Consider the following 22,058-nt stretch of genomic DNA (forward strand, 5'->3'; position numbering starts at 1 on the left):
CGAGTATGACCCCAGGCTATTAGGTGACGATGAGGGAGCGGACCCCCTTACGCGGTGGCTTCTTCCGCCACCGGCTGCGCCCCACCGAAGTGGAACACGCCCGGCTCGCGCACCGGGTCCACGTCCACCGGGATCACGCTCTTCGGCGGGAAGCGCCCTTCCAGGATCAGCTTGGACAGCGGATTCTCGATGCGCTGCTGTATGGCACGCTTGAGCGGCCGGGCGCCGAACACCGGGTCGAATCCGACCTTGGCGAGTTCCTCCAGCGCAGCGGGCGACACCTGCAGCGCGAGGTCCATCTTGGCCAGGCGCAGCGTAAGCACCTTGAGCTGGATCTCGGCGATCTTGGCGATGTGCTGGGCATCCAGGCCGTGGAACACCACCGTCTCGTCGATACGGTTCAGGAACTCAGGCCTGAAGTGGTTCTTCAGTTCGTCCCACACCGCGTCCTTCACGTCGTCGTACGGCCGGCCCACCATGGCCTGTATCCGGTGCGAACCGATGTTGCTGGTCATCACGATCACCGTGTTCTTGAAGTCCACGGTGCGGCCATGCCCGTCGGTCAGGCGGCCATCGTCCAGTACCTGCAGCAGCACGTTGAACACGTCGTGGTGCGCCTTCTCGATCTCGTCGAGCAGGATCACGCTATAGGGTTTGCGGCGCACGGCTTCCGTGAGGTAGCCTCCCTCCTCGTAGCCGACGTAGCCCGGCGGCGCGCCGATCAGGCGGGCCACCGAATGCTTCTCCATGAACTCGCTCATGTCGACGCGGATCAAGTGCTCTTCGCTGTCGAACAGGAAATTCGCCAGCGCCTTGCACAGCTCCGTCTTGCCGACGCCCGTGGGGCCAAGGAACAGGAATGACCCGGTCGGCCGGTTGGGGTCGGACAGGCCCGACCGCGAACGGCGGATGGCGTTGGACACGGCGCTGATGGCCTCGTCCTGGCCGATCACGCGCTGGTGCAGCCGCTCTTCCATCAGCAGCAGTTTCTCGCGCTCGCCCTGCATCAGCTTGGACACAGGGATGCCGGTCGCGCGCGCCACCACTTCGGCGATCTCTTCGGCGCCGACCATCGTGCGCAGCAATTGCGGGCGGCCGCCGTCCTTGGCCGTCTTGGCCTTGCCGGATTCGGTGGCCTGCGCTTCTTTCAGGCGCTTTTCCAGCTCGGGCAGCCGGCCGTACTGCAGCTCGGCCACCTTGTTGAAGTCGGCCTTGCGCGTGTATTCCTCGATCTCGCGGCGCAGCTTGTCGATCTCCTCTTTCACCTGGGCCGAGCCCTGGGCCTGCGCCTTCTCGGCTTTCCAGATCTCGTCGAGGTCGGCGATTTCCTTTTGCAGCCTGGTGATCTCTTCCTCGATCAGCGCGGCGCGCTTCTTCGACGCTTCGTCCTTCTCGCGCTTGATGGCTTCGCGCTCGATCTGCAGCTGGATCAGGCGGCGGTCGAGCTTGTCCATCACCTCGGGCTTGGAGTCGAGCTCGATCTTGATCTTGGAGGCTGCCTCGTCGATCAGGTCGATGGCCTTGTCGGGCAGGAAGCGGTCGGTGATGTAGCGATGGGAAAGCTCGGCCGCGGCGACGATGGCCGGGTCGGTGATCTCCACCCCGTGGTGCACCTCGTACTTTTCCTGCAGGCCGCGCAGGATCGCGATGGTCGCTTCGACGCTGGGTTCGTCCACCAGGATCTTCTGGAAACGGCGCTCGAGCGCGGCGTCTTTCTCGATGTACTTGCGGTATTCGTCCAGCGTGGTTGCGCCGACGCAGTGCAGCTCGCCGCGCGCCAGGGCCGGCTTGAGCATGTTGCCGGCGTCGATCGCGCCTTCGGCCTTGCCAGCCCCCACCATGGTGTGCAACTCGTCGATGAAGACGATGGTCTGGCCCTCGTCCTTGGCCAACTCGTTCAGCACGCTCTTCAGGCGTTCCTCGAATTCACCGCGGTATTTGGCACCCGCCAGCAGCGATGCCATGTCGAGCGACAGGACCCGTTTGCCCTTGAGCGACTCAGGCACTTCACCAGCGATGATGCGCTGGGCCAGGCCTTCCACGATGGCGGTCTTGCCGACGCCAGGCTCGCCTATCAGCACAGGATTGTTCTTGGTACGGCGCTGCAGCACCTGGATGGCGCGGCGGATCTCGTCGTCGCGGCCGATCACCGGGTCGAGCTTGCCTTGGCGGGCCCGCTCGGTCAGGTCCAGGCAGTACTTCTTGAGAGCTTCGCGCTGGCCTTCGGACTCGGCGCTATTGACTCCCGCCCCGCCGCGCACGGTTTCCACCGCCGTTTCCAGCGATTTGCGGGTCAGGCCGTTCTCGCGGGCGATCCGGCCGATGTCCTGCTTGGTGTCGGCCAGGGCCAGCAGGAACAGTTCGCTGGCGATGAACTGGTCGCCCCGTTTGAGGGCCTCTTTCTCGGCCGCCTGCATCAGCGACACCAGGTCGCGGCCGACCTGGACCTGCTCCTGGCCCTGGACAGCTGGACGCTTGTGCATGGCCGCCTCGGCCGCAGCCAGCAGGCCCTGCACATTGACGCCGGCGCGCTGCAGCAAGGCCCGTGGGCCATCTTCCTGGCGCAGCATGGCCACGAGCAGGTGCTCAGGTTCGATGTAGGCGTGGTCGTTGCCGAGGGCAAGCGTCTGCGCCTCGGCCAGCGCTTCCTGGAATTTGGTCGTCAGTTTGTCAAGTCGCATGGCAATTACTCCGTTCGCCTGAAGCTTAGGCTTCACCCCGGCTTTTCAAGGGTCAATGTACGCTTCTGGCGCCCGGGTGCCTGTGACTAGAATCCATCTCATGAAGATTCACCAGCTTTCAGTGACCTACCTTGCGGAGCAGGATCGCATCCTGATGCGGGTCAATACCGCGGCCGCCGAGGAGATGCGCCTGTGGCTGACCCGCCGCCTGATGCTGGGCCTGTGGCCCCTGCTGAGCAAATTGCTGACCAAGCACCTGCTCAAGCTGGAAGCCGCCGGGAGTTCTCTCGAATCCGCCGACGAGGACTTGAAGAAGATGCTGGCCGAATTTCGCAAGGAAGAGTTTCTCAAGCACGCGGACTTCGACACCCCTTACCAGGAGAATCAGGCGCAGCTTCCCTTGGGCGAGGAACCCCTGCTGGTGACAGACGTGGACGCATCGCCGCTGCCCAATGGCCGGTTGCGGCTGAGCTTCAACGAGCGCCCGCCGGGCGTGGAGAAGCCCCGCAGCTTCCAGATGGAGATGGAACCCAAACTGATGCAGGGCCTGATGCACCTGCTGGAGCAGGCGCTGACCCGCTCGCAATGGCCGGAAGCCTTTGGCGCCGGCCCTGTGGCGGTGGAAGACGGTTCCGTCGAGGAAGATTCTTCGATCCGCAAGCCTCGTTACCTGAACTGACAGCTATTTGCCGGACGGGTCCAACGAAAAACCGGCGATGCGCTTGTATTCCTCCGACATGCGGCGCAATTCTTCCTGGCTGATCAGGTCGTCGATGTGCCTGAACGGTTTGCCGCCACTGAGTTCGTCCACCTTGATGTTGATGAAATCCGGCGGCATGGTGCGATTGGTTTCGACGATCTTCGAGGTCGGCCCCAGGCGCAAGGCCTCATAGGCCGACAGCGCGCCGGGCCCGTCAGCCGCAGTGGCCAGTTGCTGCGCCAGCGTGCGGGCGTCGATGATGGCTTGGGCGGACCCGTTGGATCCGCGCGGGTACATGGGATGAGCGGCATCGCCCAGCAGCGTGACGCGGCCGAAGGTCCACTGCGGCACGGGGTCCCTGTCCACCATCGGGTACTCGAAGATGTTCCCGGCCCCCTCGATCAGGGCCGGAACGTCGAGCCAGTCAAAACGCCAGTCCTTGAAGATCTCGGCGAAGTCCTGCGGGCGGCCGGGCTTGTTCCAGTCGTTCATGGGCGCGCCTTCGCGGCGAATCTCGGCAACCCAGTTCACCAGCTGGTTGCCCTGTCCGTCCACGTTGTCGGCGATGGGATAGATCACCATCTTGCCGGTCTCTATCGAGCCGACACGCAAGTAGCTCTTGCCGCTGAGGATAGGCCGGTGGACTGTGACGCCGCGCCAGGTGTTGATGCCGCCAAAGGCGAGCTTTTCATGAGGATAGAACTGGCGGCGCACGGCGGAGTTGACGCCATCGCAGGCCACCACCACGTCGGCGTGGACCGGCGCAAGCGGGGCATCGCTGCTGCTGCGGAAATGGATGGTCGCGCTGCCCGCCGCCTGCTCCACCCCAACACAGCGATGGTCGAGGTGAACATGCTGGGCACCCAGGCGTTGCAGCACGGCTTCGTAGAGCACGCGATGCAGTTTGCCGCGGTGGATGCCGATTTCCGGCAACTCGTAGCCGGCGTGGCGACCCCGCGGCTCGCGGTAGATGAACTGCCCGAAGCGATTGAAGAACACGCTCTCCAGGTTCTCGATGCCCGCGGCCTCGAGTTGGAGCTGCAGGCCCAGCTCAGCCAGTTCGCGCATCGCGTGCGGCAGCAAGGTGATGCCTACGCCGATCTCGCGCACCTCGGGAATGGTTTCGTACAGATCGCAGGCGAGGCCCCTTTCGTGCAAGGCCAGCGCCAAGCTGAGGCCCCCGATGCCGGCGCCGACGATTGCGATCTTCATGGTCTGCGGTGCGCTACTCGGCCGTGATGTTCCGGGCCTTGATCAGCTCGGCCCACCGCTGGGCATCCTGCTCCACCAGGCGACGGAACTCCTCGGGGCTGCTCGTGGCCGGGTCCATGCCCTGCGTTTCGAAGGCGGAGCGAACTTCCGATGTCGCCAAGATGTCCTTGAGCTCCCGGTTGAGGCGGCTCACGAACTCCGGCGACGTACCCGGGGGCGCAAAGATGCCGTACCACATCGCCACGTTGACATCCCCGGCCCTCGCTTCGGCCAGCGTCGGCACGTCCGGCAGCAGCGGATGGCGCTTGTCGCTGCCGATGCCCAGCGCCACCAGCTTGCCCGCCTTCACATGCGGTAGCGCTACGTGGATGGGCAGGAACCCCACCTCGACCTGGCCACCCAGCAAATCCGTGACCGCCGGCGCCGTGCCGCGATAGGGGATGTGGGTGAGGAAGATGCCCGCGGTGGACTTGAACAGTTCCATCGACAGGTGGTGCGGCGTGCCCACACCCGGGCTGGCGTAGTTGATCGAGCCGGGGCGGCTCTTGGCGGCGGCGATGAGCTCGCCGGCTGACTTGTAGCCCGCCTTTGGACTGGCGATCAACAGCAATTGGCCCCAGCTGGTCAGCGAGACGGGCACGAGATCCTTCACCGGATCGAAGGACAGCTTGGGATAGAGGCTGCGGTTCATCACCAATGTGTTGACACTGACCAGCAGCGTCGAGCCATTGGGCGCCGCGCGCACCACCGCCTCGGTGCCGATATTGCCCGAGGCGCCGGCACGGTTGTCCACCACCACCGGGCGGCCCAGCCGTTCGCCCAGCTTCGGGCCGACGGTGCGGGCAATGAGGTCGATGCCCGTGCCGGGTGTGAAAGGAACGATCAGGCGCAGCGGTGCTTGGGCTGGGGCCTGTGGAGGGGTTGCGGGGGCCTGGGCGGCAGCGCTAAAAACAGCCAGTGCACCCAGCGCCAGCACGGCGGGTTGCCGCCAGAAGGAGACCATGTTTTCCCCCTAAGTGTGTATGCTAACTATTATTGGCGGCGCGCCGCCAAGGCACAATCCATGGATTCCCTAAACACCAGCCAATTCGTGTCCTTAAACGCCAAAACGCCCGTCAGCTTATCCCGCCTCTATGCGCGCCCGGGCTTCCTGCTGCGGCGCGCGCACCAGATATCGGCTGCCGTATTCGAGGACGAGTGCCGCGAGCTGGCGCTGACGCCGGCACAGTTCGGGGTGCTCACGGTGCTCAGGTCGCACCCGGGCCTCGGCCAGTCCAGCCTGGCGCGGGCGCTGGGTTTCGACAAGGTCACGGTGCTGCGGGTGCTGCGCGGGCTCGAAACGCGCGGCTATGTCGCCCGGGCGCCCGCTGCGGACAACAAACGCAACGTCTCGGTGGCTCTCACGGCCGAGGGCATCGCGGTGTTGTCGCAGGCGCAAAGGCCGGCGGAGCGGGCCTACAAACGTCTGCTGGCCCCGCTCGACAAGAATCAGCAAGCCCAGTTGGTCGAGTTGCTCCAACTGCTGACCGGCGAACTCGAAGACGACGCCAGGGCCGCGTTCGTGCCGCCTGGACAGCGCTGACGCTCAGGCGTTGTCCGCGTCGATGCCCCATTTGGCCAATGCCGCGTCATCGCTGGCGCGGGCATCGACCCATTGCGCACCCTGCGGCGTTTGTTCCTTCTTCCAGAAAGGCGCCTGGGTCTTGAGGTAGTCCATCAGGAACTCGCAGGCCTTGAAGCTTTCGCCCCTGTGCGCGGAAGTGACGGCCACCATCACGATCTGGTCCAGCGGCTGCAACAGGCCGACGCGATGGATCACCCGGGCCGCGTAGATGTCGAAGCGGCGCTGCGCCTCGTCGATCATGCCCTCTATGGCCTTCTCCGTCATGCCCGGATAGTGCTCGAGCTCCATGCTGAGCACCGGAGGCCCTTTGTTGCCCTCGTGACCATCGCGCACGGTCCCGACAAAACTGCACACCGCACCCACTCGCGCGTCCTGCCGGCGCAGGGCCGCTATTTCGTCGGCGAGGTTGAAGTCCTCGGTCTGGATGGAAACGCGGGCCGGCATTTCAGCCTCCGGTCACCGGGGGAAAGAAAGCGACCTCGCAGCCCTCGCTCAACGCGGCAGCCTCGTCGCTCATCACCTGGTTCAGCGCCATGCGCACGGATTTACCGCGTGCCAGGGCCTGGGCATAGGCGCCGCCGCGCGCGACCAGCTCATCGCGCAGCGCCTGCAGGTCGGCGGCCGATGTGTCCACGGCTTCGCTGCCCTGCCCCAGCGCCTCGCGGATCGACGCGAAGTACTTGACGGTGAGTCTCATGACAGCAGTTCCGCGAAAGAAACGAAAGACACCGGGTCACCGCGCGCAATGGACTGCCCCGGCGGGTTATCCACCAGTCCGTCGCCCCAGGCAACCGAAGTCAGCACGCCGGAGCTCTGGTTGGGGAACAGGTCCAGGCCACCCTCGGCGTTGCGGCGCGCACGCAGGAACTCGCGGCGCTTGTCGGCGCGTGGCCAGGTGAAATGCGCAGGCAAGGGTACGGCCTTGGGCGCGACCTGGGTGGCGCCTTGCAGCCTCAGCAGGAAGGGGCGCACCAGCAAGAGGAAAGTGACGAAACTGGAAACCGGATTGCCGGGCAGGCCGATGAAATGCGCGGCGCCGACCTTGCCATACGCGAAGGGCTTGCCGGGCTTGATGGCGATCTGCCAGAGATCGAGGGAGCCCAGGGACTGGACGGCGGGCTTGATGTGGTCTTCTTCGCCCACCGACACCCCACCGCTCGTGAGGATGAGGTCGTGCGCCTCGGCCGCCACGCGCAAAGCCTGCTGGGTCGCGTCCAGCCTATCCGGCACGACTCCGTAGTCGGTGACGTCGCACCCCAGGCGCTTCAGCAGCGCCCTCAAAAAGAAGCGGTTCGAGTTGTAGATGGCGCCGGGCTTCATGTTCTCGGGCGCCACCTGGCCCGGCATCACCAGTTCGTCGCCGGTGGAAAAAAGCGCCACCCGGGGACGGCGTGCCACTACCAGCTGGTCCATGCCGATGCTGGCCGCCAGGCCGAGGCCGGCGGGCGACAGGCGCTCGCCCTTGGCCAGCACCGTGGCGCCACGCTGGATGTCCTCGCCACTCTTGCGGATCCACTGGCCGGGCTTGGGCACGCGCAGGATGCGCACGATCTGCTCGCCGGCGGGTTCGGTCTCTTCCTGCATCACGACCGCATCGGCGCCATCGGGGATGGACGCACCCGTGAAGATGCGGGCTGCGCTGCCCGGCACCAGGGGCTCGGCGGCGCTGCCGGCGGGAATGCGTTGGCTGACGGGCAGCGACACGCCCTCGTCGGCGATCTCGCGGCTGCGGACCGCGTAGCCGTCCATGGAGCTGTTGTCCTGCGGCGGAACCTGCAGCGCCGACACCAGGTCCTGGGCCATCACGCGCCCGTCCGCGTCGAAGGTCGACACCGACTCGGTGCCCTCCAGCGGCCGCGCATGGCCCAGCAACTCGGCCAGTGCTTCGTCGAGCGGCCGCAGCGCGGGACGGGGAGCGTTCATGCAAACATCTCCGATTTGTAGTCGAAGCGGTCCTGATTGTCCGTCAGCCACTGGGCCAGCGCCTCCGGATCGTTCAAATCCAGCACGGGGCGCAGGGTGGCCTGGGGCAGCTGGTCCGGCGAATCCGTGGCGATCGCCACGATGAAATCGTCATCGGGATAGAGCGCCGGCTTGCCCGAGGCGCCGCGCCACACCTCGACCTTCTGCAGGTTGCTTTCCTTGAAGCCCTCGACCAGGACCCAATCGACGCCCTCGTAGAGTTCCGCGATCAGGTGGTGCACCGTAAGCTGCGCGGGCCGCTCGAATTCGCGGATGAGGGCCAGCCGCTGGTCGGATGCCACGACCACTTCGAAGGCGCCGGCTTCGCGATGCCGGTAGGTGTCCTTGCCGGGGTGATCGATATCGAACTTGTGGTGCGCGTGCTTCACCACCGAAACACGCAAGCCCCGCAGCTTGAGGGCGGGAATCAGGCGCTCGACCAGCGTGGTCTTGCCCGACCCCGAGAAACCGGCGAAGCCGACGACTTTCATCCCGGCTTCAGGCGCAATGGCCCGCGATGAACTCCTTGACCGCCTGCGCGTCCGAGCGCAGGAGCGTGACGCGCTTGGGCAGCGCCTCGATCCCTTGGAACTTGGCAGGACGGTCCGGTTCGCGGCCCAGCGCTTCGACGATGGTCGCCGCGAACTTGATCGGCAGCGCGGTTTCCAGCACGATCATCGGCACGCCGGGCTGCGGGTATTGGCGCGCCACCTTCAGGCCGTCGGCGGTGTGCGTATCGATCACGAGCTTGAAGCGTTCGTAGGTGTCGCGGATGGTGGCGAGGCGGTCGGCATGCGTGCTCTTGCCGCTGACGAAGCCGTAGCGCTGCGCAGCCTGCTTGAAAGCCGGCTCGGCGCTCAGGTCGAACTGGCCCTTGGCGGACAGCTCGGCGCCGAACAACTGCTTGACTTTGGCGCCGTCGCGCCCCAGCAGATCGAAAACGAAGCGCTCGAAGTTGCTCGCCTTGCTGATGTCCATCGAAGGGCTGGACGTTTCGTGGGTGTCGGCGCTCGAACGCACGCGGTACACACCCGTGCGGAAGAATTCGTCGAGCACGTCGTTCTCGTTGGTCGCCGCCACCAGGCGCTCGATCGGCAGGCCCATCATGCGCGCGACGTGGCCGGCGCAGATGTTGCCGAAGTTGCCCGAAGGGACGGTGAAGCTCACCTTCTGGGCATTGCTCTTCGTTGCCTGGAAATAGCCCGCGAAGTAGTAAACCACCTGCGCCACCAGGCGCGCCCAGTTGATCGAGTTGACGGTGCCGATCTTGTACCTGCGCTTGAATTCCAGGTCGTTCGACACGGCCTTGACGATGTCCTGGCAGTCGTCGAAGACGCCCTCGATCGCCAGGTTGTGGATGTTCGCGTCCTGCAGGCTGAACATCTGCGCCTGCTGGAAGGGGCTCATCCTGCCATGGGGCGAAGTCATGAAGACACGCACGCCCTTCTTGCCGCGCATCGCGTACTCGGCCGCACTGCCCGTATCGCCCGAAGTCGCCCCCAGGATGTTCAGCTCTTCGCCGCGGCGGGCCAGTTCGTACTCGAACAGGTTGCCCAGCAACTGCATGGCCATGTCCTTGAAGGCCAGGGTCGGGCCGTTGGAGAGGGCCTCGAGGTACAAGCCATCCTCCAGCTTCTTCAGCGGAACGATGGCCTGTGTGCCGAACACCTCTTCGGTGTAGGTCTTGCGGCAGATGGCCTTCAGGTCCGCGGCCGGAATGTCGTCGATATACAGCGACAGGATTTCGAACGCCAGCTCTGGGTACGGCAACCCGCGCCACTTGGCGAGGGTTGCGGCGTCGACCTGCGGGTACCGTTCCGGCAGGTACAGGCCGCCGTCCGGCGCCAGGCCCTCGAGCAGGATTTCGCAGAAATGCTTGCGGTCCGCGTGGCCGCGGGTGGATAGGTACTGCATCAGGCCAGTTCTTCCTTGCGGATCCGCGTGATCGGCGCCAGCACGGTGGGCAGGCCCTGCATCTGCGCGATCACTTCGTTCATCGTGCCTTCGCGCACGCTATGGGTCAGGATGATCAGGTCGGTCTGCTTCTCGCCTTCGCCGGCCTCGCGTTGCAACATGGCGTCGATGCTGATGCCCGCTTCCGCGAGCTGCCCGGTGACCTTGGCCAGCACGCCCGCCTGGTCGGCGACGCGCAGGCGCAGGTAGTAGCTGGTCACGACCTCGCTCATCGGCAGCACCGTCGCATCGCTCATCGAATCGGGCTGGAAGGCCAGGTGCGGCACGCGATGCGCGGCATCGGCGGTGTGCAGTCGGGTGATGTCCACCAGGTCGGCGATCACGGCGCTGGCAGTGGGCTCGCTGCCCGCGCCCTTGCCGTAGTAGAGCGTGGTGCCGACGGCGTCGGCCTGCACCATCACCGCGTTCATGGCGCCTTCGACATTGGCGATCAACCGCTTGGCCGGAACCAGGGCCGGGTGTACCCGCAACTCGATGCCCTTGGCCGTGCGCTTGGTGATGCCCAGAAGCTTGATGCGGTAGCCCAGCTGCTCGGCGTAGCGGATGTCCTGGGCGCCCAGCTTGGTGATGCCCTCGACATAAGCCTTGTCGAACTGCACCGGGATGCCGAAGGCGATCGCCGACATGATGGTGGCCTTGTGCGCGGCGTCCACCCCCTCGATGTCGAAGGTGGGGTCGGCCTCGGCATAGCCCAGGCGCTGAGCCTCCTTGAGGGCGACGTCGAAGTCCAGCCCCTTGTCGCGCATCTCGGACAGGATGAAATTGGTGGTGCCGTTGATGATGCCGGCGATCCACTCGATGCGGTTGGCTGTGAGACCCTCGCGCAGCGCCTTGATGATGGGAATGCCGCCCGCGACCGCGGCCTCGAACGCCACCATCACGCCCCGGCGATGGGCCGCGGCGAAGATTTCCGTGCCGTGCACGGCGAGCAGCGCCTTGTTCGCCGTGACCACGTGCTTGCCCGCCTCGATGGCCTCCATGACCAGGGCCTTGGCGATCCCGTAGCCGCCGATCAACTCGACGACGATGTCGATCTCTGGATTGGCGATGATCGTGCGTGCGTCGTTCACGACCTTGACCGTGTCGCCCACGATCTTCTGGGCCCGCGCCGTGTCGAGGTCGGCGACCATCGTGATTTCGATGCCGCGGCCCGCGCGGCGCTTGATCTCTTCCTGGTTGCGCTTCAACACATTGAAGACGCCGCTGCCGACGGTACCTATGCCCAGCAGGCCTACTTGGATGGCTTTCATGACGAATGACGTTTTCTGTAGTGTTCGAGGAATTTCGCGATACGGCCGACGGCTTCGCGCAGGTCGTCTTCGTGTGGCAGGAAGACAATGCGGAAGTGATCCGGCGTCGCCCAGTTGAAGCCCGTGCCCTGCACCAGCATCACGCGGGTTTCCTGCAGCAGTTCCAGGAAGAACTGGCGATCATCGGCGATCGGGTAGACCTTGGGGTCGAGCCGGGGGAACATGTAGAGCGCGGCCGAAGGCTTGACGCAGCTGACGCCGGGGATGGCGGTGATAAGGTCGTAAGCCATGTCGCGCTGGCGGCGCAGGCGCCCGCCCTCGCCCACCAGCTCATTGATGCTCTGGTAGCCGCCCAGCGCGGTCTGGATGGCGTACTGCCCCGGAACGTTGGCGCACAGCCGCATGTTCGAGAGCATGTTCAGGCCCTCGATGTAGTCGGCCGCGGGCTTCTTGTCCCCCGACACCACCAGCCAGCCGGCGCGATAGCCGCAGGAACGGTAGCTCTTGGACAGCGAATTGAAGGTCAGCGTCAGAACGTCGTCAGAGAGGCTGGCGATGGCGGTGTGCTTCGCCCCGTCGTAGAGCACCTTGTCGTAGACCTCGTCCGCGAAGATCACCAGGTTGTTCGCGCGGGCGATTTCCACGATTCCCTTGAGCAGCTCATCGGAATAGAGCGCTCCAGTCGGGTTGTTGGGGTTGATGACCACGATGCCCTTGGTCCTCGGCGTGATCTTGCCGCGGATGTCCGCCAGGTCCGGCATCCAGCCGTTGGCTTCCTCGCACAGGTAGTGCACGGGTGTACCACCGGACAGGCTCGCGGCGGCGGTCCAGAGCGGGTAGTCCGGGGCGGGCAGCAGCAGTTCGTCGCCATCGTCCAGCAGGGCATTGGTGGACATGGCAATCAGCTCACTCGCCCCATTGCCGAGGTAGATGTCATCCAGGGTCACGCCCTGGATACCCTGCTTCTGGGTTTCATGCATCACGGCCTTGCGCGCCGCGAATATGCCCTTGCTGTCCGAGTAGCCCGCCGAGTTGGGCAGATTGCGCGCCATATCCTGCTGGATTTCCTCCGGCGCATCGAAGCCGAACACGGCAAGGTTGCCAATGTTGAGCTTGATGATCTTGTGGCCCTCTTCTTCCATCTGCCGGGCCGCATCCATGATGGGGCCGCGGATGTCGTAGAGCACATTGGCGAGTTTGGCTGACTTCTGGACGGTTTTCAAAAAAGCCCCTCCGGACCGTTTTCTAAGGTGAAAACCTATAATTTGACCATAGTTCTGCATACTTTTAGTGCAGCGTACCAATGCCCCTCGCCCCATGAAGCTGCAACCCGACAAATCCGACGTGCAATCCATCAGCGGGTATGGCCCGGGATGGGTGGGCGTTGACGGCGAGAAGATCACGCATAGCGTCATATTGAGCTCCCGGGGGGAGCGCATCGCCTGGCCCTCCCAACGTTTCGAGGACCTGGGGCCCGAGCATTTCGCCCAGTTGGCCGAGGTGGAGGCGGAAGTCGTCATTTTCGGCAGCGGTTCCCGCATCCGCTTCCCCCAAGCCGCCTGGCTCACGCCCCTCATGGCCCGGCGCATCGGGATCGAGACCATGGACACGGCAGCCGCCTGCCGGACGTACAACATCCTCGCCCAGGAAGGGCGCAGCGTGGCAGTAGCCCTTCTGCTTGAGCAGGCGGCCTGACCGCCTCGGGCCCGGCAGGGCCGATTCAGGGTAAAATTGCAGGTTGCAACGGGATATCCCAACTATCCCCAGAAGTAGCAACGAGCAATCCTGTCACACGAGAAACAAATTCATGGCGATCGTTGTCAACAAACCTATCCCCGAATTTGAAGCTGTCGCCACGGGCGGGCTCAAAGTCACCAATACCTCCCACAACGGCCATGTCCTGGTGTTGTACTTCTACCCGAAGGACAACACCCCCGGCTGCACGACCGAGGCGATGCAGTTCCGCGATAAGTACAAGGACTTCGTGAAGGCCGGCGCGACCGTGTTCGGCGTTTCGCGCGACAACATGAAGTCGCACGACGACTTCAAGGCCAAGCTCGAGCTGCCATTCGAGCTAATCGCCGACACCGAAGAGAAGATGTGCCATATGTTCGGCGTGGTCAAGAACAAGATCATGTACGGCAAGAAGGTCAAGGGCATCGAGCGCAGCACCTTCCTCATCGGCGCCGACGGCGTCCTCAAGCAGGAATGGCGCGGCCTGAAGGTTCCCGGCCACGTGGACGAAGTGCTCAAGGCCGTCAAGCTGTTGAAGAAAGCTGCTTGACGTTTTGTAGCAACAAGCGGCATGGCGCCGTTGTAGTGCCATCCGAGTTGTGCATAATGAATTCATGCAGTTGATCCCGACGCCACGCGTCATCACCGCTAAACCAGTCAAAGCCGCCCGGCTCGCCAGGCGGCTTTTTCACTTCTTGATCTCTACCGGGAACCTGACGCCCTATGCCATTGCCCCCCGCCCCCACCAAGCGCGCCGCCCTGCTACCGCCGGAAGCCTACGATGCTCCGGCCCGTTCCTCGCACAAGGCTTCGCGAAAATCGGAGGCGGTTCAATCCGATAGCCCGCTGGCTGAAAAGCCCCAGGCCCTGGATTTCGACCCCAGGGGCGGCGGCGAACTTCATCCGGAAGCGTACCGCGACGACGCGGGCATCCACGTGGAGCTGCCTGAGCCTGCGGCCTACAAGAAGCGTGTGGCCGTCGAGCCCGCGCCGCGCCCGGCCCGTAAAGCCAAGCCCACCGGACCGGCCAAGCTGTTCGTGCTGGACACCAACGTGCTCATGCACGACCCGATGAGCCTGTTCCGCTTCGAGGAACACGACATCTTCCTGCCGATGATCGTGCTGGAAGAACTGGATGGCCACAAGAAGGGCATGACGGAAGTCGCCCGCAATGCGCGCCAGGCCAGCCGAACGCTCGACGCCCTGGCGGGCGCCCAGGGCGCGGACATCGCCAGCGGCCTGAAGCTCAGTACCACGGGCCATCCCGAGGCCGGCGGCTGCCTGTTCTTCCAGACCCAGGCACTGGCCAACAACCTGCCGGCCAGCCTGCCGCAAGGGAAGGCCGACAACCAGATCCTGGGCGTGGTGCAGTCTCTGCGCGAGCAGCACGCGCCGCGCGAAGTGGTGCTGGTGTCCAAGGACATCAACATGCGAGTCAAGGCCCGGGCGCTGGGCCTAGCCACCGACGACTACCAGAACGACAAGGTGCTGGACGACCTGGAACTGCTGTATGCCGGCGCCCTCGCGCTGCCGTCCGACTTCTGGGCCAAGCACGGCAAGACCATCGAGAGCTGGCAAAGCGGCCAGCACACCTTCTATCGCATCACCGGCCCCGTCGTCCCCAGCCTGCTGATCAACCAGTTTGTCTACTTCGAGTCGCCCGGCGAGCCCAGCCTGTACGCACGCGTGACCGAGATCCGCGCCAAGACCGCGGTGCTCAAGACGCTGAAGGATTACGGCCACCTGAAGAATTCGATCTGGGGCGTGACCACACGCAATCGCGAGCAGAACTTCGCGATGAACCTGCTGATGGACCCGGAAGTGGACTTCGTCACGCTCACCGGCACCGCCGGCACCGGCAAGACACTGATGGCGTTGGCCTCCGGCCTCACCCAGGTGCTGGACGATCGCCGCTATACCGAGATCATCATGACCCGCGCCACGGTTAGCGTGGGCGAGGACATCGGTTTCCTCCCCGGCACCGAGGAAGAAAAGATGGGCCCGTGGATGGGCGCCCTCGACGACAACCTGGAAGTGCTGGCCAAGACGGAAACGGCTGCCGGCGAATGGGGCCGCGCCGCCACCAACGAGCTGATACGCAGCCGCATCAAGATCAAGAGCATGAACTTCATGCGCGGCCGCACCTTCCTGAACAAGTACGTGATCATCGACGAGGCACAGAACCTCACGCCCAAGCAGATGAAGACCCTCATCACCCGCGCGGGGCCGGGCACGAAGATCATCTGCATGGGCAACCTCGCGCAGATCGATACGCCCTACCTCACCGAGGGCTCGTCGGGCCTCACCTTCGCGGTGGACAAGTTCAAGGGCTGGCCGCACAGCGGGCACATCACGCTGGCGCGCGGCGAGCGCTCGCGGCTGGCCGATTTCGCGAGCGAAGTGCTTTAGATCCGGCGTCCGTCACCATGCCAGTGACAGCGCGCCCTGCGCGTCCGCCGTCACGCGCGTACCCAATGCGCGGCCTTCCCTCTCGAGGGTGCCGCGCAACCACGACACATCGTCCGCAGCCGCACGTTCCAGCCGGAAACGGCGGATGCGCATCGGCACCGCGTCCAGAGCACGCAACTCGCCGGTGGCTGCATCGAGTGCGGGAAAGTACATGAGCGAAAGATCGGGCCGGTATTCCTCATGCCCTGAAATGCCTTCGTAGTCGTTCAGGAAATCGCCGCAGCCATAGAGAACGAGCTTGCCCCGGTGGACCTCGATGCCCTTGACGTGGTGCGAGGAATGGCCGTAGACGACATCGGCTCCGCCGGCATCGATGAGACCATGCGCAAACGTCCGCTCCTCGCGTGGGATGTCGAAGCCCCAGTTATCGCCCCAATGCACCGACGCGACGACGATGTCGCCGGCCCGCCGGTGCTGGAGCATCGTCTCGGCCGCACGCTCCGCGCTACGGCCGGACAACTCGCCGAGGAAGTTGACCCCGCCGCGCTGCCTCGTTGCGGCCCAGTCGGCCGGAGTACCACTGGTCGGCGTGGCGTATGCAAAAACGAGGACCCTGGCCCCAGCGGCGGGCAGTTCCACTACCGCGGGCGCCTCTGCTTCCTGCGCATCGCGTCCAGCGCCGGCGGTGCGCAAGCCCGCCGCATACAAGAGCATGAGCGTCTCGGCAAGCCCCGCGCGGCCCCAGTCCAGGACATGGTTGTTGGCGAGAGCACAGCAATCGATGCGTGCGCTCGTGATGCATGGCAAATTGTCGGGGTGCATGCGGTAGTGAATCCCTTTGCCGGGCTGGGCGTCGTCGCTGGCCGTGACCGCGGTTTCGAGATTGATGATGCGAGCGTCGGGCCTGCGCTCCGCCAATACCGCGAGCGCCTCGCCCCAGGGGTAGGCAAAGTCGAGCCCGCGCCCGATCGAGCCGGAGGCACGTTCGGCCAGCTGGACATATCCAACGGCCGAGCGGATGTACGATTCGAACAGGTCGGGCTTGCCCGCATGCGGAAGCACCTGATCGATGCCCCGGCCAGTCATGACGTCGCCGCAAAGGAACAGCTTGCTCATCAAGCGCCCGTAAACAATCGCGCCCAGTGTAAAAGACTGCGCCGCGCGGCCTCAAGCTCCTTTCCAGTTCCTAAACTGGTGAGCATGTCGCACGAGAAATACGAGGAATACCAGGACTGCATCGCCGCGTGCCATGCGTGCGTGGTGGCGTGCAACCATTGCGCGGCCTGCTGCCTGCAGGAAGCGGACGTCAAACAAATGGTCCGCTGCATCGGGCTCGACACGGACTGCGCCCAGGCATGCCAGTTGGCGATCGCCTTCATGGCGGGCGGCAGCGAACATGTCGCGGCCGCGTGCAGGTTGTGCGAGGAAGTCTGCCGGGCCTGCGGCGATGAATGCGCGAAGCACGACATGGACCATTGCCAGCAATGTGCCGAAGCCTGCCGGCGCTGCGCCGAGGAATGCGGCAAGATCGTGACCACTGCATAGGCGTCCCCACGCCTGAAGGAGAAACGCCGTGTACCAGCGGATTCTCGTACCGATCGACGGCAGCCCCACCTCCGACAAGGCCCTGGCTGCCGCCATCCAGATGGCCCAGGCATTCGGCGCTCGCCTGCGGCTGATCCATATCATGGAGGAAACAGCCTACCTGGCGGGCTATGACCCGTTTGGCGGCTACGCGGGTGATCTGATCAGGATCATGCGCGAAAGCGGCGAGAAGATCCTGCAGGAAGGTATGACTGCGGTCCAGGCCGCGGGTGTTGCGGTGGACACGATGCTTTTCGACCAATTGGGCCAGCGCCTCGGGGAATCCGTCGCAAGCGCCGCCAAGCACTGGCCCGCCGATCTCATCGTGGTCGGCACGCACGGACGGCGTGGCATCGGGCGCTTGCTGATGGGAAGCGGCGCCGAGCAGATCATCCGGCAGGCGCCCATTCCGGTCCTGGTGGTGCGGGCCGCTGACCGCGCGCCCTGACGACATCCAGGCTCAACGCATCGGGGCGCGCTTGATAAGCTCCTGCCGGATTTCCGCCAGTTTTCCCTTGAGCCTCCGCTGGTTCACCGGCCCTACCCGCACGAGGATTTTTTGCCCGGCGGAAAGGGATTCGAGCTCGGGGTCGGCGAACTCATAGCGCACCCACGGCCGCAGCGGTGTGATGGGCCCCTTCACCTCGGTCAACTGAAGCTTCACCGGGTACTCGACCTCCGGCGTAGCAAGCAGCAGGTCGATCACGTCGACCAGCCGGTCGTTGAAGTAGCGATTGGGAAAGCCCAACTCCTCGTACGCTCGCTGCAACAAGGGGTACATGCGAATGTAGAGACCGACCATGCGGACCGAGTCGACCTCCTCGATCAGCAGCACGAGCGGCGTGTATCGGTTGCCGTTGTCTGCGCTAATGACCGTGGCACCGTCAAGTTGGGCGACCATGAAGCGATCGGGTGTGGGATGGACGGGCCAGAGCGCGGCGGGTGCATGCGATCTCGCCAGGTTGTCCACCGTCGTGACCAAGCGGCGCGGGAATTCATCGATCTGCACGAACGTATGAACGGCCTTCGCGCCGAGCAGATCGGTCAAGGCCCGCCCGACTTCGTTGGCGCTCAGCCGCGCCGTCCAGGGAGTGTCGACCGGATGCCTGACCGATGGCTGAGGGGGCGCGGCTTCATTGTCGGTAACCGCGGCGGGCTCAGGCACCCACGCGCTGGGCGTTTCCGTTCCCGGCCCCGGGAGCAGCCCCAGGCGCCACAGCGTCAAGCCGGCTGCGATGGCGCCCGCCATGATCAGCAAAACCAGAGATTGATTCACCCGGACCATGCGCAAAATCTAACATAACGGCGCGCTTTCCGGGGGCAGCGGTTCAGCAGGCTAAACCCTAGAAGTCTAGAAGTCACCCCCGCCGGACGCCAGGCTTTCGAAGCGCGTCATTTCCTTCAGGAACGCCAGCTTCACGGTACCGGTTGGCCCGTTACGCTGCTTGCTGATGATGATCTCGGTGACGCCGGGTTCCTTGGAGTCCTTGTTGTAATAGTCGTCACGGTAGATGAACATGATGACGTCGGCATCCTGCTCGATCGCGCCCGATTCGCGCAGATCGCTCATCATGGGCCGTTTGTCGGTGCGCGACTCCACGCCTCGGCTGAGCTGCGACAGCGCAATCACCGGGCACTGCAGTTCCTTGGCCAGCATCTTGAGGCCGCGCGAGATTTCACCGACCGCGGTCGCGCGGTTCTCATCGTTCATGCTGCTGGACACGCTCATGAGCTGCAGGTAGTCCACCACGATCAGGCCCAGCTTGCCGCACTGGCGTGACAGTCGGCGCGCGTTGGCGCGCAGCTCGCTGGTGGTCAGGCCCGGGGTCTCGTCGATGTGCAGCGAGATATTGCGCAGCTTCTCGATCGCCTCCGTCAGGCGCGGCCACTCGGCGTCGGTGAGCTTGCCGGTGCGCAGGTGGCCCTGGTCGATGCGGCCAATCGAGCCGACGATACGCACGGCCAGCTGGCTGGCGCCCATTTCCATGGAGAACACGGCCACCGGCAGGCCTTCGTTCAGCGCCACGTGCTCGGCGATGTTGATCGCCAGCGCGGTCTTGCCCATGGATGGGCGCGCCGCCAGGATGATCATGTCGCCGGCCTGCATGCCCGAGGTCATGCGATCCAGGTCGTAGAAGCCGGTGGGCACACCCGTGATGTCGTTCGGGTTGTCCGCCATCTCCTGCACGCGGTCCAGCAGCTGCACGACCAGGCTGTCCATCCCCTGGAAGCCCTGCTTCATGCGCGAGCCTTCCTCGCCGATGTTGAAGATCTTCTGTTCGGCTTCGTCGAGGATCTTGTCGACCGGCTTGCCTTGCGTGTTGAAGGCGGCGGTAGCGATCTCGTCGCTCGCACTCACCAGCTTGCGCAGGATCGAGCGCTCACGCACGATCTCCGCGTATCGGCGAATATTGCTCGCACTGGGCACGTACTGCGCCAGCGAATTGAGGTAAGCCAGCCCCCCGATCTCTTCCGCCTTGCCGAGACCCTGCAGCTGCTCATAGACGGTGATGACGTCGGCCGGTTTGGTAGCGTTGATGAGCCCGCCGATCGACGCATAGATCAGCCGGTGCTCGTAGCGGTAGAAATCGCTGTCGGTGAGCAGGTCGCCGACGCGGTCCCAGGCGCCGTTGTCCAGCAGCAGGCCGCCCAGCACGCTGGATTCGGCTTCGATCGAGTGTGGCGGGACGCGCAGCTGCGCGATCTGATGGTCGCGAGAAAAATCGTCGCCGACGGAAGTGAGAACTGCGGACATTGATTCCTTGGGGATAGCCACGGATGCTACGCCGAGCTCGGCCGGGCGTCATTGGATAAACCTGTGGATAAGACGTGGGTTTCCGGTGGGAGAGCCCCGGAAGCCTGTGGTCAAAAAGAAAAGCCGCCCGGAGGCGGCCTCTGCTGGCTGGCGTAGCTTTACGTCGTTTCGCCGAGCACGGTGACGTTGATTTCAACAACGACGTCCGTATGCAGTGCAACGCTGACGCTGCTGTCGCCAACGGTCTTGATCGGGCCATTGGGCATGCGCACCTGGGCCTTGGCGACCTTGTAGCCTTGCTTGTTAAGCTCTTCGGAAATATCGAAGTTGGTGACCGAGCCGAACAGGCGGCCGTCCACGCCGGCCTTCTGGGTCAGCTTGACGGTGGTGCCGGCGAGCTTTTCGCCCTGCTTCTGCATTTCTGCAAGCTTGGCGGCGGCAGCCTTTTCGAGTTCGACGCGCTTGGCTTCGAATTCGGCCTTGTTGGCTTCCGTGGCGCGGCGAGCGCGGCCTTGCGGGATCAGGAAGTTGCGGGCGTAGCCGTCCTTGACCTTGACGATTTCGCCGAGGTTACCGAGGTTGACGACCTTGTCGAGCAGAATGACTTGCATGTTGTTCGCCCCTTAGATGCGGTGCTGGTCGCTGTACGGGACCAGGGCCAGGAAGCGCGCGCGCTTGATGGCGGTGTTGAGCTGGCGCTGGTAGATCGCGCGGGTGCCGGTGAGGCGGGCCGGGATGATCTTGCCGTTTTCAGCGATGAAATCGCGCAGGGTGTCGACGTCCTTGTAGTCGATTTCCTCGACGCCGGCGACGGTGAAGCGGCAGAAGCGCTTGCGCTTGAACAGCAGCGACTGGGTGTTGCGCTTCGGACGCTTGTCCTTGTTGAATTTCTTGAACGTGGCCATGTGGGACCTCTTTCGATTAACTGATCTGAACGAATGACTGGATATGGAGCACGGGGTGCTTGCCGTTGCGGGGTGTCGCCAGGAATCCGGTGAACTTCCAGCTGCTGCCTAGGGCCTGCTTGCCGAGGGTTTCGGCCACGCTGCCAAAGGCCACTGCCTTGATCGCCGCCTTGACTTGCCTCACCTGCCCTGCTTCGGTGATCTCGGACTCGTGTTCGAGACTGAAATCCAGGGCCGGAAGTCCGGCAGGTGTGTATCGCAAGGCGCTGGCCTGCGCGATACAGGCGCTCAAGACAAGCTGGTTCACTGCTTGCCGGCGGTCACCATCAGCTGTTGGCGTACTCCGCCTGCTGGGCCTTGCGGGCCTCTTCGCGTTCGACGGTCTTCATCATAGAAGACGGGCCGGTGTCGGCCTTCTTCCTGACGACCGTCAGGTGGCGCAGCACGGCGTCGTTGAAGCGGAATGCATGCTCCAGTTCGGCCATCACGGGCTGGTCGGCCTCGATGTTCACGCACAGGTAGTGGGCCTTGGCGAGCTTGTTGATCTGGTAGGCCAGCTGGCGGCGCCCCCAGTCTTCGACACGGTGCACTTTACCGCCGCCGGCGGTGATCATGCCCTTGTAGCGCTCCAGCATGGCCGGAACCTGTTCGCTCTGGTCCGGGTGGATCAGCAAGATGATTTCGTAATGACGCATATGGCTCCTTGAGGGTGGAATTGCAGCCACCCACGGCGTCGGACGTGGTGTGGCAAGGAAAGCCCGCGATTATAGCAGAGGGCGCCGAGACGGCCGGGCCAAGGTCCGCTGGCTCGCTGGCGTCCCATGGTGGCTTTTGCGATGATGTCGCATGAGCCTCCTTCGCCCGAATCCGATGAATTCCAGGATGGCCGAGGGCGTGGGACGGGTCGGTTTCCGGAAGTGGTATGAGCGGGAACTGCTGTCCAGTCACGCTTATCTGGTGCTGGCCTTTCTGAGCGTGATCGGCCTGATCGGTAGCATGGAAGCTTTCGGCTTGGGTTCCAACTACGACAAGGTCACGAATGTCGTGTCCATCGTCGTTTGCGCCGTGGTGGGCGCCTGGTCATTGCGCCGTTATCTTTTCCTTCTAATGCGTGCTGAAGAAGTGGCGAACCAGGCCAATTGCTCAGCCTGTGGCGAGTATGGGCGCTTCACGGTCGTAGGGGAAGACAGAAGCCGTGCCGAAACCGAAGTTCGCTGCCGCAAGTGTTCCCATCGGTGGACGATCAGCGTCATCGACTGAACCGCGAC

General features: G+C 64.3%; 25 protein-coding genes. 8 read left to right on the top strand and 17 right to left on the bottom strand.

The window, feature by feature from the left end; translation table 11 throughout:
* Nucleotides 1-47: 47 nt before the first annotated feature.
* The gene (gene clpB, locus HNE04_RS13155) at nucleotides 48-2,681 is read right to left on the bottom strand and encodes an ATP-dependent chaperone ClpB (protein WP_172219576.1); all 2,634 of its coding nucleotides are present in this window, start codon (nucleotides 2,679-2,681) and stop codon (nucleotides 48-50) included.
* A gap of 100 nt (nucleotides 2,682-2,781) precedes the next feature.
* Between clpB and HNE04_RS13160 the strand changes: the two genes are divergently transcribed.
* A complete protein-coding gene (locus HNE04_RS13160; protein ID WP_172219578.1) occupies nucleotides 2,782-3,360 on the top strand; it encodes a hypothetical protein in 579 nt (192 codons plus the stop codon).
* Nucleotides 3,361-3,363: 3 nt separating this feature from the next.
* Here the strand turns inward: HNE04_RS13160 and HNE04_RS13165 are convergent, their stop codons facing one another.
* Both HNE04_RS13165 and HNE04_RS13170 read right to left on the bottom strand, forming a co-directional pair.
* The gene (locus HNE04_RS13165) at nucleotides 3,364-4,593 is read right to left on the bottom strand and encodes a flavin-dependent oxidoreductase (RefSeq protein WP_172219580.1); all 1,230 of its coding nucleotides are present in this window, start codon (nucleotides 4,591-4,593) and stop codon (nucleotides 3,364-3,366) included.
* A 13-nt stretch (nucleotides 4,594-4,606) separates the two neighbouring features.
* Nucleotides 4,607-5,596 (bottom strand): tripartite tricarboxylate transporter substrate binding protein, encoded by a 990-nt coding sequence (locus tag HNE04_RS13170; RefSeq protein WP_172219582.1) that lies wholly within the window; start codon nucleotides 5,594-5,596, stop codon nucleotides 4,607-4,609.
* A 60-nt stretch (nucleotides 5,597-5,656) separates the two neighbouring features.
* Between HNE04_RS13170 and HNE04_RS13175 the strand changes: the two genes are divergently transcribed.
* Nucleotides 5,657-6,175, top strand: a complete 519-nt coding sequence (locus tag HNE04_RS13175; protein ID WP_172219584.1) for a MarR family winged helix-turn-helix transcriptional regulator — start codon at nucleotides 5,657-5,659, stop codon at nucleotides 6,173-6,175.
* Between the two features lie 3 nt (nucleotides 6,176-6,178).
* On the opposite strand, the gene HNE04_RS13180 is transcribed toward HNE04_RS13175, so the two are convergent.
* The 7 genes from HNE04_RS13180 to HNE04_RS13210 are packed head-to-tail and all read right to left on the bottom strand — an operon-like array spanning nucleotide 6,179 to nucleotide 12,626.
* Nucleotides 6,179-6,661: a molybdenum cofactor biosynthesis protein MoaE gene (locus HNE04_RS13180; RefSeq protein ID WP_172219586.1), complete on the bottom strand. Its 483-nt coding sequence runs from the start codon at nucleotides 6,659-6,661 to the stop codon at nucleotides 6,179-6,181.
* A 1-nt stretch (nucleotide 6,662) separates the two neighbouring features.
* Entirely contained in the window at nucleotides 6,663-6,914 is a 252-nt protein-coding gene (moaD, locus tag HNE04_RS13185; protein ID WP_172219588.1) for a molybdopterin converting factor subunit 1, read from the bottom strand.
* Nucleotides 6,911-8,140: a molybdopterin molybdotransferase MoeA gene (locus HNE04_RS13190; RefSeq protein ID WP_172219590.1), complete on the bottom strand. Its 1,230-nt coding sequence runs from the start codon at nucleotides 8,138-8,140 to the stop codon at nucleotides 6,911-6,913. Before HNE04_RS13190 ends, moaD begins: the two co-directional genes overlap by 4 nt.
* Nucleotides 8,137-8,670 (bottom strand): molybdopterin-guanine dinucleotide biosynthesis protein B, encoded by a 534-nt coding sequence (gene mobB, locus HNE04_RS13195; protein ID WP_172219591.1) that lies wholly within the window; start codon nucleotides 8,668-8,670, stop codon nucleotides 8,137-8,139. Before mobB ends, HNE04_RS13190 begins: the two co-directional genes overlap by 4 nt.
* 7 nt (nucleotides 8,671-8,677) lie before the next feature.
* Nucleotides 8,678-10,093 (bottom strand): threonine synthase, encoded by a 1,416-nt coding sequence (gene thrC, locus HNE04_RS13200; RefSeq protein ID WP_172219592.1) that lies wholly within the window; start codon nucleotides 10,091-10,093, stop codon nucleotides 8,678-8,680.
* Nucleotides 10,093-11,403: a homoserine dehydrogenase gene (locus tag HNE04_RS13205; RefSeq protein ID WP_172219593.1), complete on the bottom strand. Its 1,311-nt coding sequence runs from the start codon at nucleotides 11,401-11,403 to the stop codon at nucleotides 10,093-10,095. Before HNE04_RS13205 ends, thrC begins: the two co-directional genes overlap by 1 nt.
* On the bottom strand, nucleotides 11,400-12,626 hold the full coding sequence (locus tag HNE04_RS13210) for a pyridoxal phosphate-dependent aminotransferase (protein WP_172219594.1): 1,227 nt from the start codon (nucleotides 12,624-12,626) through the stop codon (nucleotides 11,400-11,402). Before HNE04_RS13210 ends, HNE04_RS13205 begins: the two co-directional genes overlap by 4 nt.
* 94 nt (nucleotides 12,627-12,720) lie before the next feature.
* On the opposite strand from HNE04_RS13210, the gene HNE04_RS13215 reads away from it, so the two are divergent.
* The 3 genes from HNE04_RS13215 (at nucleotide 12,721) to HNE04_RS13225 (ending at nucleotide 15,546) form a co-directional block, all read left to right on the top strand.
* Entirely contained in the window at nucleotides 12,721-13,098 is a 378-nt protein-coding gene (locus tag HNE04_RS13215; RefSeq protein ID WP_172219595.1) for an Mth938-like domain-containing protein, read from the top strand.
* Between the two features lie 112 nt (nucleotides 13,099-13,210).
* On the top strand, nucleotides 13,211-13,687 hold the full coding sequence (locus HNE04_RS13220) for a peroxiredoxin (protein ID WP_172219596.1): 477 nt from the start codon (nucleotides 13,211-13,213) through the stop codon (nucleotides 13,685-13,687).
* Nucleotides 13,688-13,860: 173 nt separating this feature from the next.
* Entirely contained in the window at nucleotides 13,861-15,546 is a 1,686-nt protein-coding gene (locus tag HNE04_RS13225) for a PhoH family protein (RefSeq protein ID WP_172219597.1), read from the top strand.
* 12 nt (nucleotides 15,547-15,558) lie between these two features.
* Here the strand turns inward: HNE04_RS13225 and HNE04_RS13230 are convergent, their stop codons facing one another.
* A complete protein-coding gene (locus HNE04_RS13230) occupies nucleotides 15,559-16,662 on the bottom strand; it encodes a CapA family protein (RefSeq protein WP_172219598.1) in 1,104 nt (367 codons plus the stop codon).
* Nucleotides 16,663-16,746: 84 nt separating this feature from the next.
* On the opposite strand from HNE04_RS13230, the gene HNE04_RS13235 reads away from it, so the two are divergent.
* Nucleotides 16,747-17,091 carry a four-helix bundle copper-binding protein gene (locus tag HNE04_RS13235; protein WP_172219600.1) on the top strand — a complete coding sequence of 115 codons (345 nt, stop codon included), beginning with the start codon at nucleotides 16,747-16,749 and terminating at the stop codon, nucleotides 17,089-17,091.
* 28 nt (nucleotides 17,092-17,119) lie between these two features.
* Entirely contained in the window at nucleotides 17,120-17,578 is a 459-nt protein-coding gene (locus HNE04_RS13240) for a universal stress protein (protein WP_172219602.1), read from the top strand.
* A gap of 12 nt (nucleotides 17,579-17,590) precedes the next feature.
* Here HNE04_RS13240 and HNE04_RS13245 read toward each other — a convergent pair whose 3' ends face one another.
* From HNE04_RS13245 to rpsF, 6 genes are all read right to left on the bottom strand, one after another.
* On the bottom strand, nucleotides 17,591-18,415 hold the full coding sequence (locus tag HNE04_RS13245) for a DUF3014 domain-containing protein (RefSeq protein WP_172219604.1): 825 nt from the start codon (nucleotides 18,413-18,415) through the stop codon (nucleotides 17,591-17,593).
* 66 nt (nucleotides 18,416-18,481) lie between these two features.
* The gene (gene dnaB / locus HNE04_RS13250) at nucleotides 18,482-19,885 is read right to left on the bottom strand and encodes a replicative DNA helicase (RefSeq protein ID WP_172219606.1); all 1,404 of its coding nucleotides are present in this window, start codon (nucleotides 19,883-19,885) and stop codon (nucleotides 18,482-18,484) included.
* A gap of 158 nt (nucleotides 19,886-20,043) precedes the next feature.
* Nucleotides 20,044-20,496 carry a 50S ribosomal protein L9 gene (gene rplI / locus HNE04_RS13255; RefSeq protein WP_172219607.1) on the bottom strand — a complete coding sequence of 151 codons (453 nt, stop codon included), beginning with the start codon at nucleotides 20,494-20,496 and terminating at the stop codon, nucleotides 20,044-20,046.
* A gap of 12 nt (nucleotides 20,497-20,508) precedes the next feature.
* A complete protein-coding gene (rpsR, locus tag HNE04_RS13260; RefSeq protein ID WP_048438842.1) occupies nucleotides 20,509-20,790 on the bottom strand; it encodes a 30S ribosomal protein S18 in 282 nt (93 codons plus the stop codon).
* Between the two features lie 16 nt (nucleotides 20,791-20,806).
* Nucleotides 20,807-21,097, bottom strand: a complete 291-nt coding sequence (gene priB, locus HNE04_RS13265) for a primosomal replication protein N (RefSeq protein WP_172219608.1) — start codon at nucleotides 21,095-21,097, stop codon at nucleotides 20,807-20,809.
* 19 nt (nucleotides 21,098-21,116) lie between these two features.
* Nucleotides 21,117-21,485 (bottom strand): 30S ribosomal protein S6, encoded by a 369-nt coding sequence (gene rpsF, locus HNE04_RS13270; protein WP_172219609.1) that lies wholly within the window; start codon nucleotides 21,483-21,485, stop codon nucleotides 21,117-21,119.
* Nucleotides 21,486-21,636: 151 nt separating this feature from the next.
* Between rpsF and HNE04_RS13275 the strand changes: the two genes are divergently transcribed.
* Entirely contained in the window at nucleotides 21,637-22,050 is a 414-nt protein-coding gene (locus tag HNE04_RS13275; RefSeq protein WP_172219610.1) for a hypothetical protein, read from the top strand.
* Nucleotides 22,051-22,058 lie beyond the last annotated feature (8 nt).

This window comes from Caenimonas soli (assembly GCF_013155545.1).
Lineage (GTDB): Bacteria > Pseudomonadota > Gammaproteobacteria > Burkholderiales > Burkholderiaceae_C > Ramlibacter > Ramlibacter soli.

What these genes read in the sequence shown, in the direction of transcription:
- HNE04_RS13205 (WP_172219593.1), bottom strand. Translation starts at nt 11,403, where the DNA reads ATGAAAGCCATCCAAGTAGGCCTGCTGGGCATAGGTACCGTCGGCAGC.
- HNE04_RS13235 (WP_172219600.1), top strand. Translation starts at nt 16,747, where the DNA reads ATGTCGCACGAGAAATACGAGGAATACCAGGACTGCATCGCCGCGTGC.
- rpsR (WP_048438842.1), bottom strand. Translation starts at nt 20,790, where the DNA reads ATGGCCACGTTCAAGAAATTCAACAAGGACAAGCGTCCGAAGCGCAAC.
- HNE04_RS13180 (WP_172219586.1), bottom strand. Translation starts at nt 6,661, where the DNA reads ATGCCGGCCCGCGTTTCCATCCAGACCGAGGACTTCAACCTCGCCGAC.
- HNE04_RS13165 (WP_172219580.1), bottom strand. Translation starts at nt 4,593, where the DNA reads ATGAAGATCGCAATCGTCGGCGCCGGCATCGGGGGCCTCAGCTTGGCG.
- HNE04_RS13225 (WP_172219597.1), top strand. Translation starts at nt 13,861, where the DNA reads ATGCCATTGCCCCCCGCCCCCACCAAGCGCGCCGCCCTGCTACCGCCG.
- dnaB (WP_172219606.1), bottom strand. Translation starts at nt 19,885, where the DNA reads ATGTCCGCAGTTCTCACTTCCGTCGGCGACGATTTTTCTCGCGACCAT.
- HNE04_RS13275 (WP_172219610.1), top strand. Translation starts at nt 21,637, where the DNA reads ATGAGCCTCCTTCGCCCGAATCCGATGAATTCCAGGATGGCCGAGGGC.
- HNE04_RS13245 (WP_172219604.1), bottom strand. Translation starts at nt 18,415, where the DNA reads ATGGTCCGGGTGAATCAATCTCTGGTTTTGCTGATCATGGCGGGCGCC.
- HNE04_RS13220 (WP_172219596.1), top strand. Translation starts at nt 13,211, where the DNA reads ATGGCGATCGTTGTCAACAAACCTATCCCCGAATTTGAAGCTGTCGCC.
- HNE04_RS13230 (WP_172219598.1), bottom strand. Translation starts at nt 16,662, where the DNA reads ATGAGCAAGCTGTTCCTTTGCGGCGACGTCATGACTGGCCGGGGCATC.
- HNE04_RS13190 (WP_172219590.1), bottom strand. Translation starts at nt 8,140, where the DNA reads ATGAACGCTCCCCGTCCCGCGCTGCGGCCGCTCGACGAAGCACTGGCC.
- HNE04_RS13170 (WP_172219582.1), bottom strand. Translation starts at nt 5,596, where the DNA reads ATGGTCTCCTTCTGGCGGCAACCCGCCGTGCTGGCGCTGGGTGCACTG.
- rpsF (WP_172219609.1), bottom strand. Translation starts at nt 21,485, where the DNA reads ATGCGTCATTACGAAATCATCTTGCTGATCCACCCGGACCAGAGCGAA.
- rplI (WP_172219607.1), bottom strand. Translation starts at nt 20,496, where the DNA reads ATGCAAGTCATTCTGCTCGACAAGGTCGTCAACCTCGGTAACCTCGGC.
- moaD (WP_172219588.1), bottom strand. Translation starts at nt 6,914, where the DNA reads ATGAGACTCACCGTCAAGTACTTCGCGTCGATCCGCGAGGCGCTGGGG.
- HNE04_RS13175 (WP_172219584.1), top strand. Translation starts at nt 5,657, where the DNA reads ATGGATTCCCTAAACACCAGCCAATTCGTGTCCTTAAACGCCAAAACG.
- HNE04_RS13215 (WP_172219595.1), top strand. Translation starts at nt 12,721, where the DNA reads ATGAAGCTGCAACCCGACAAATCCGACGTGCAATCCATCAGCGGGTAT.
- thrC (WP_172219592.1), bottom strand. Translation starts at nt 10,093, where the DNA reads ATGCAGTACCTATCCACCCGCGGCCACGCGGACCGCAAGCATTTCTGC.
- mobB (WP_172219591.1), bottom strand. Translation starts at nt 8,670, where the DNA reads ATGAAAGTCGTCGGCTTCGCCGGTTTCTCGGGGTCGGGCAAGACCACG.
- HNE04_RS13160 (WP_172219578.1), top strand. Translation starts at nt 2,782, where the DNA reads ATGAAGATTCACCAGCTTTCAGTGACCTACCTTGCGGAGCAGGATCGC.
- clpB (WP_172219576.1), bottom strand. Translation starts at nt 2,681, where the DNA reads ATGCGACTTGACAAACTGACGACCAAATTCCAGGAAGCGCTGGCCGAG.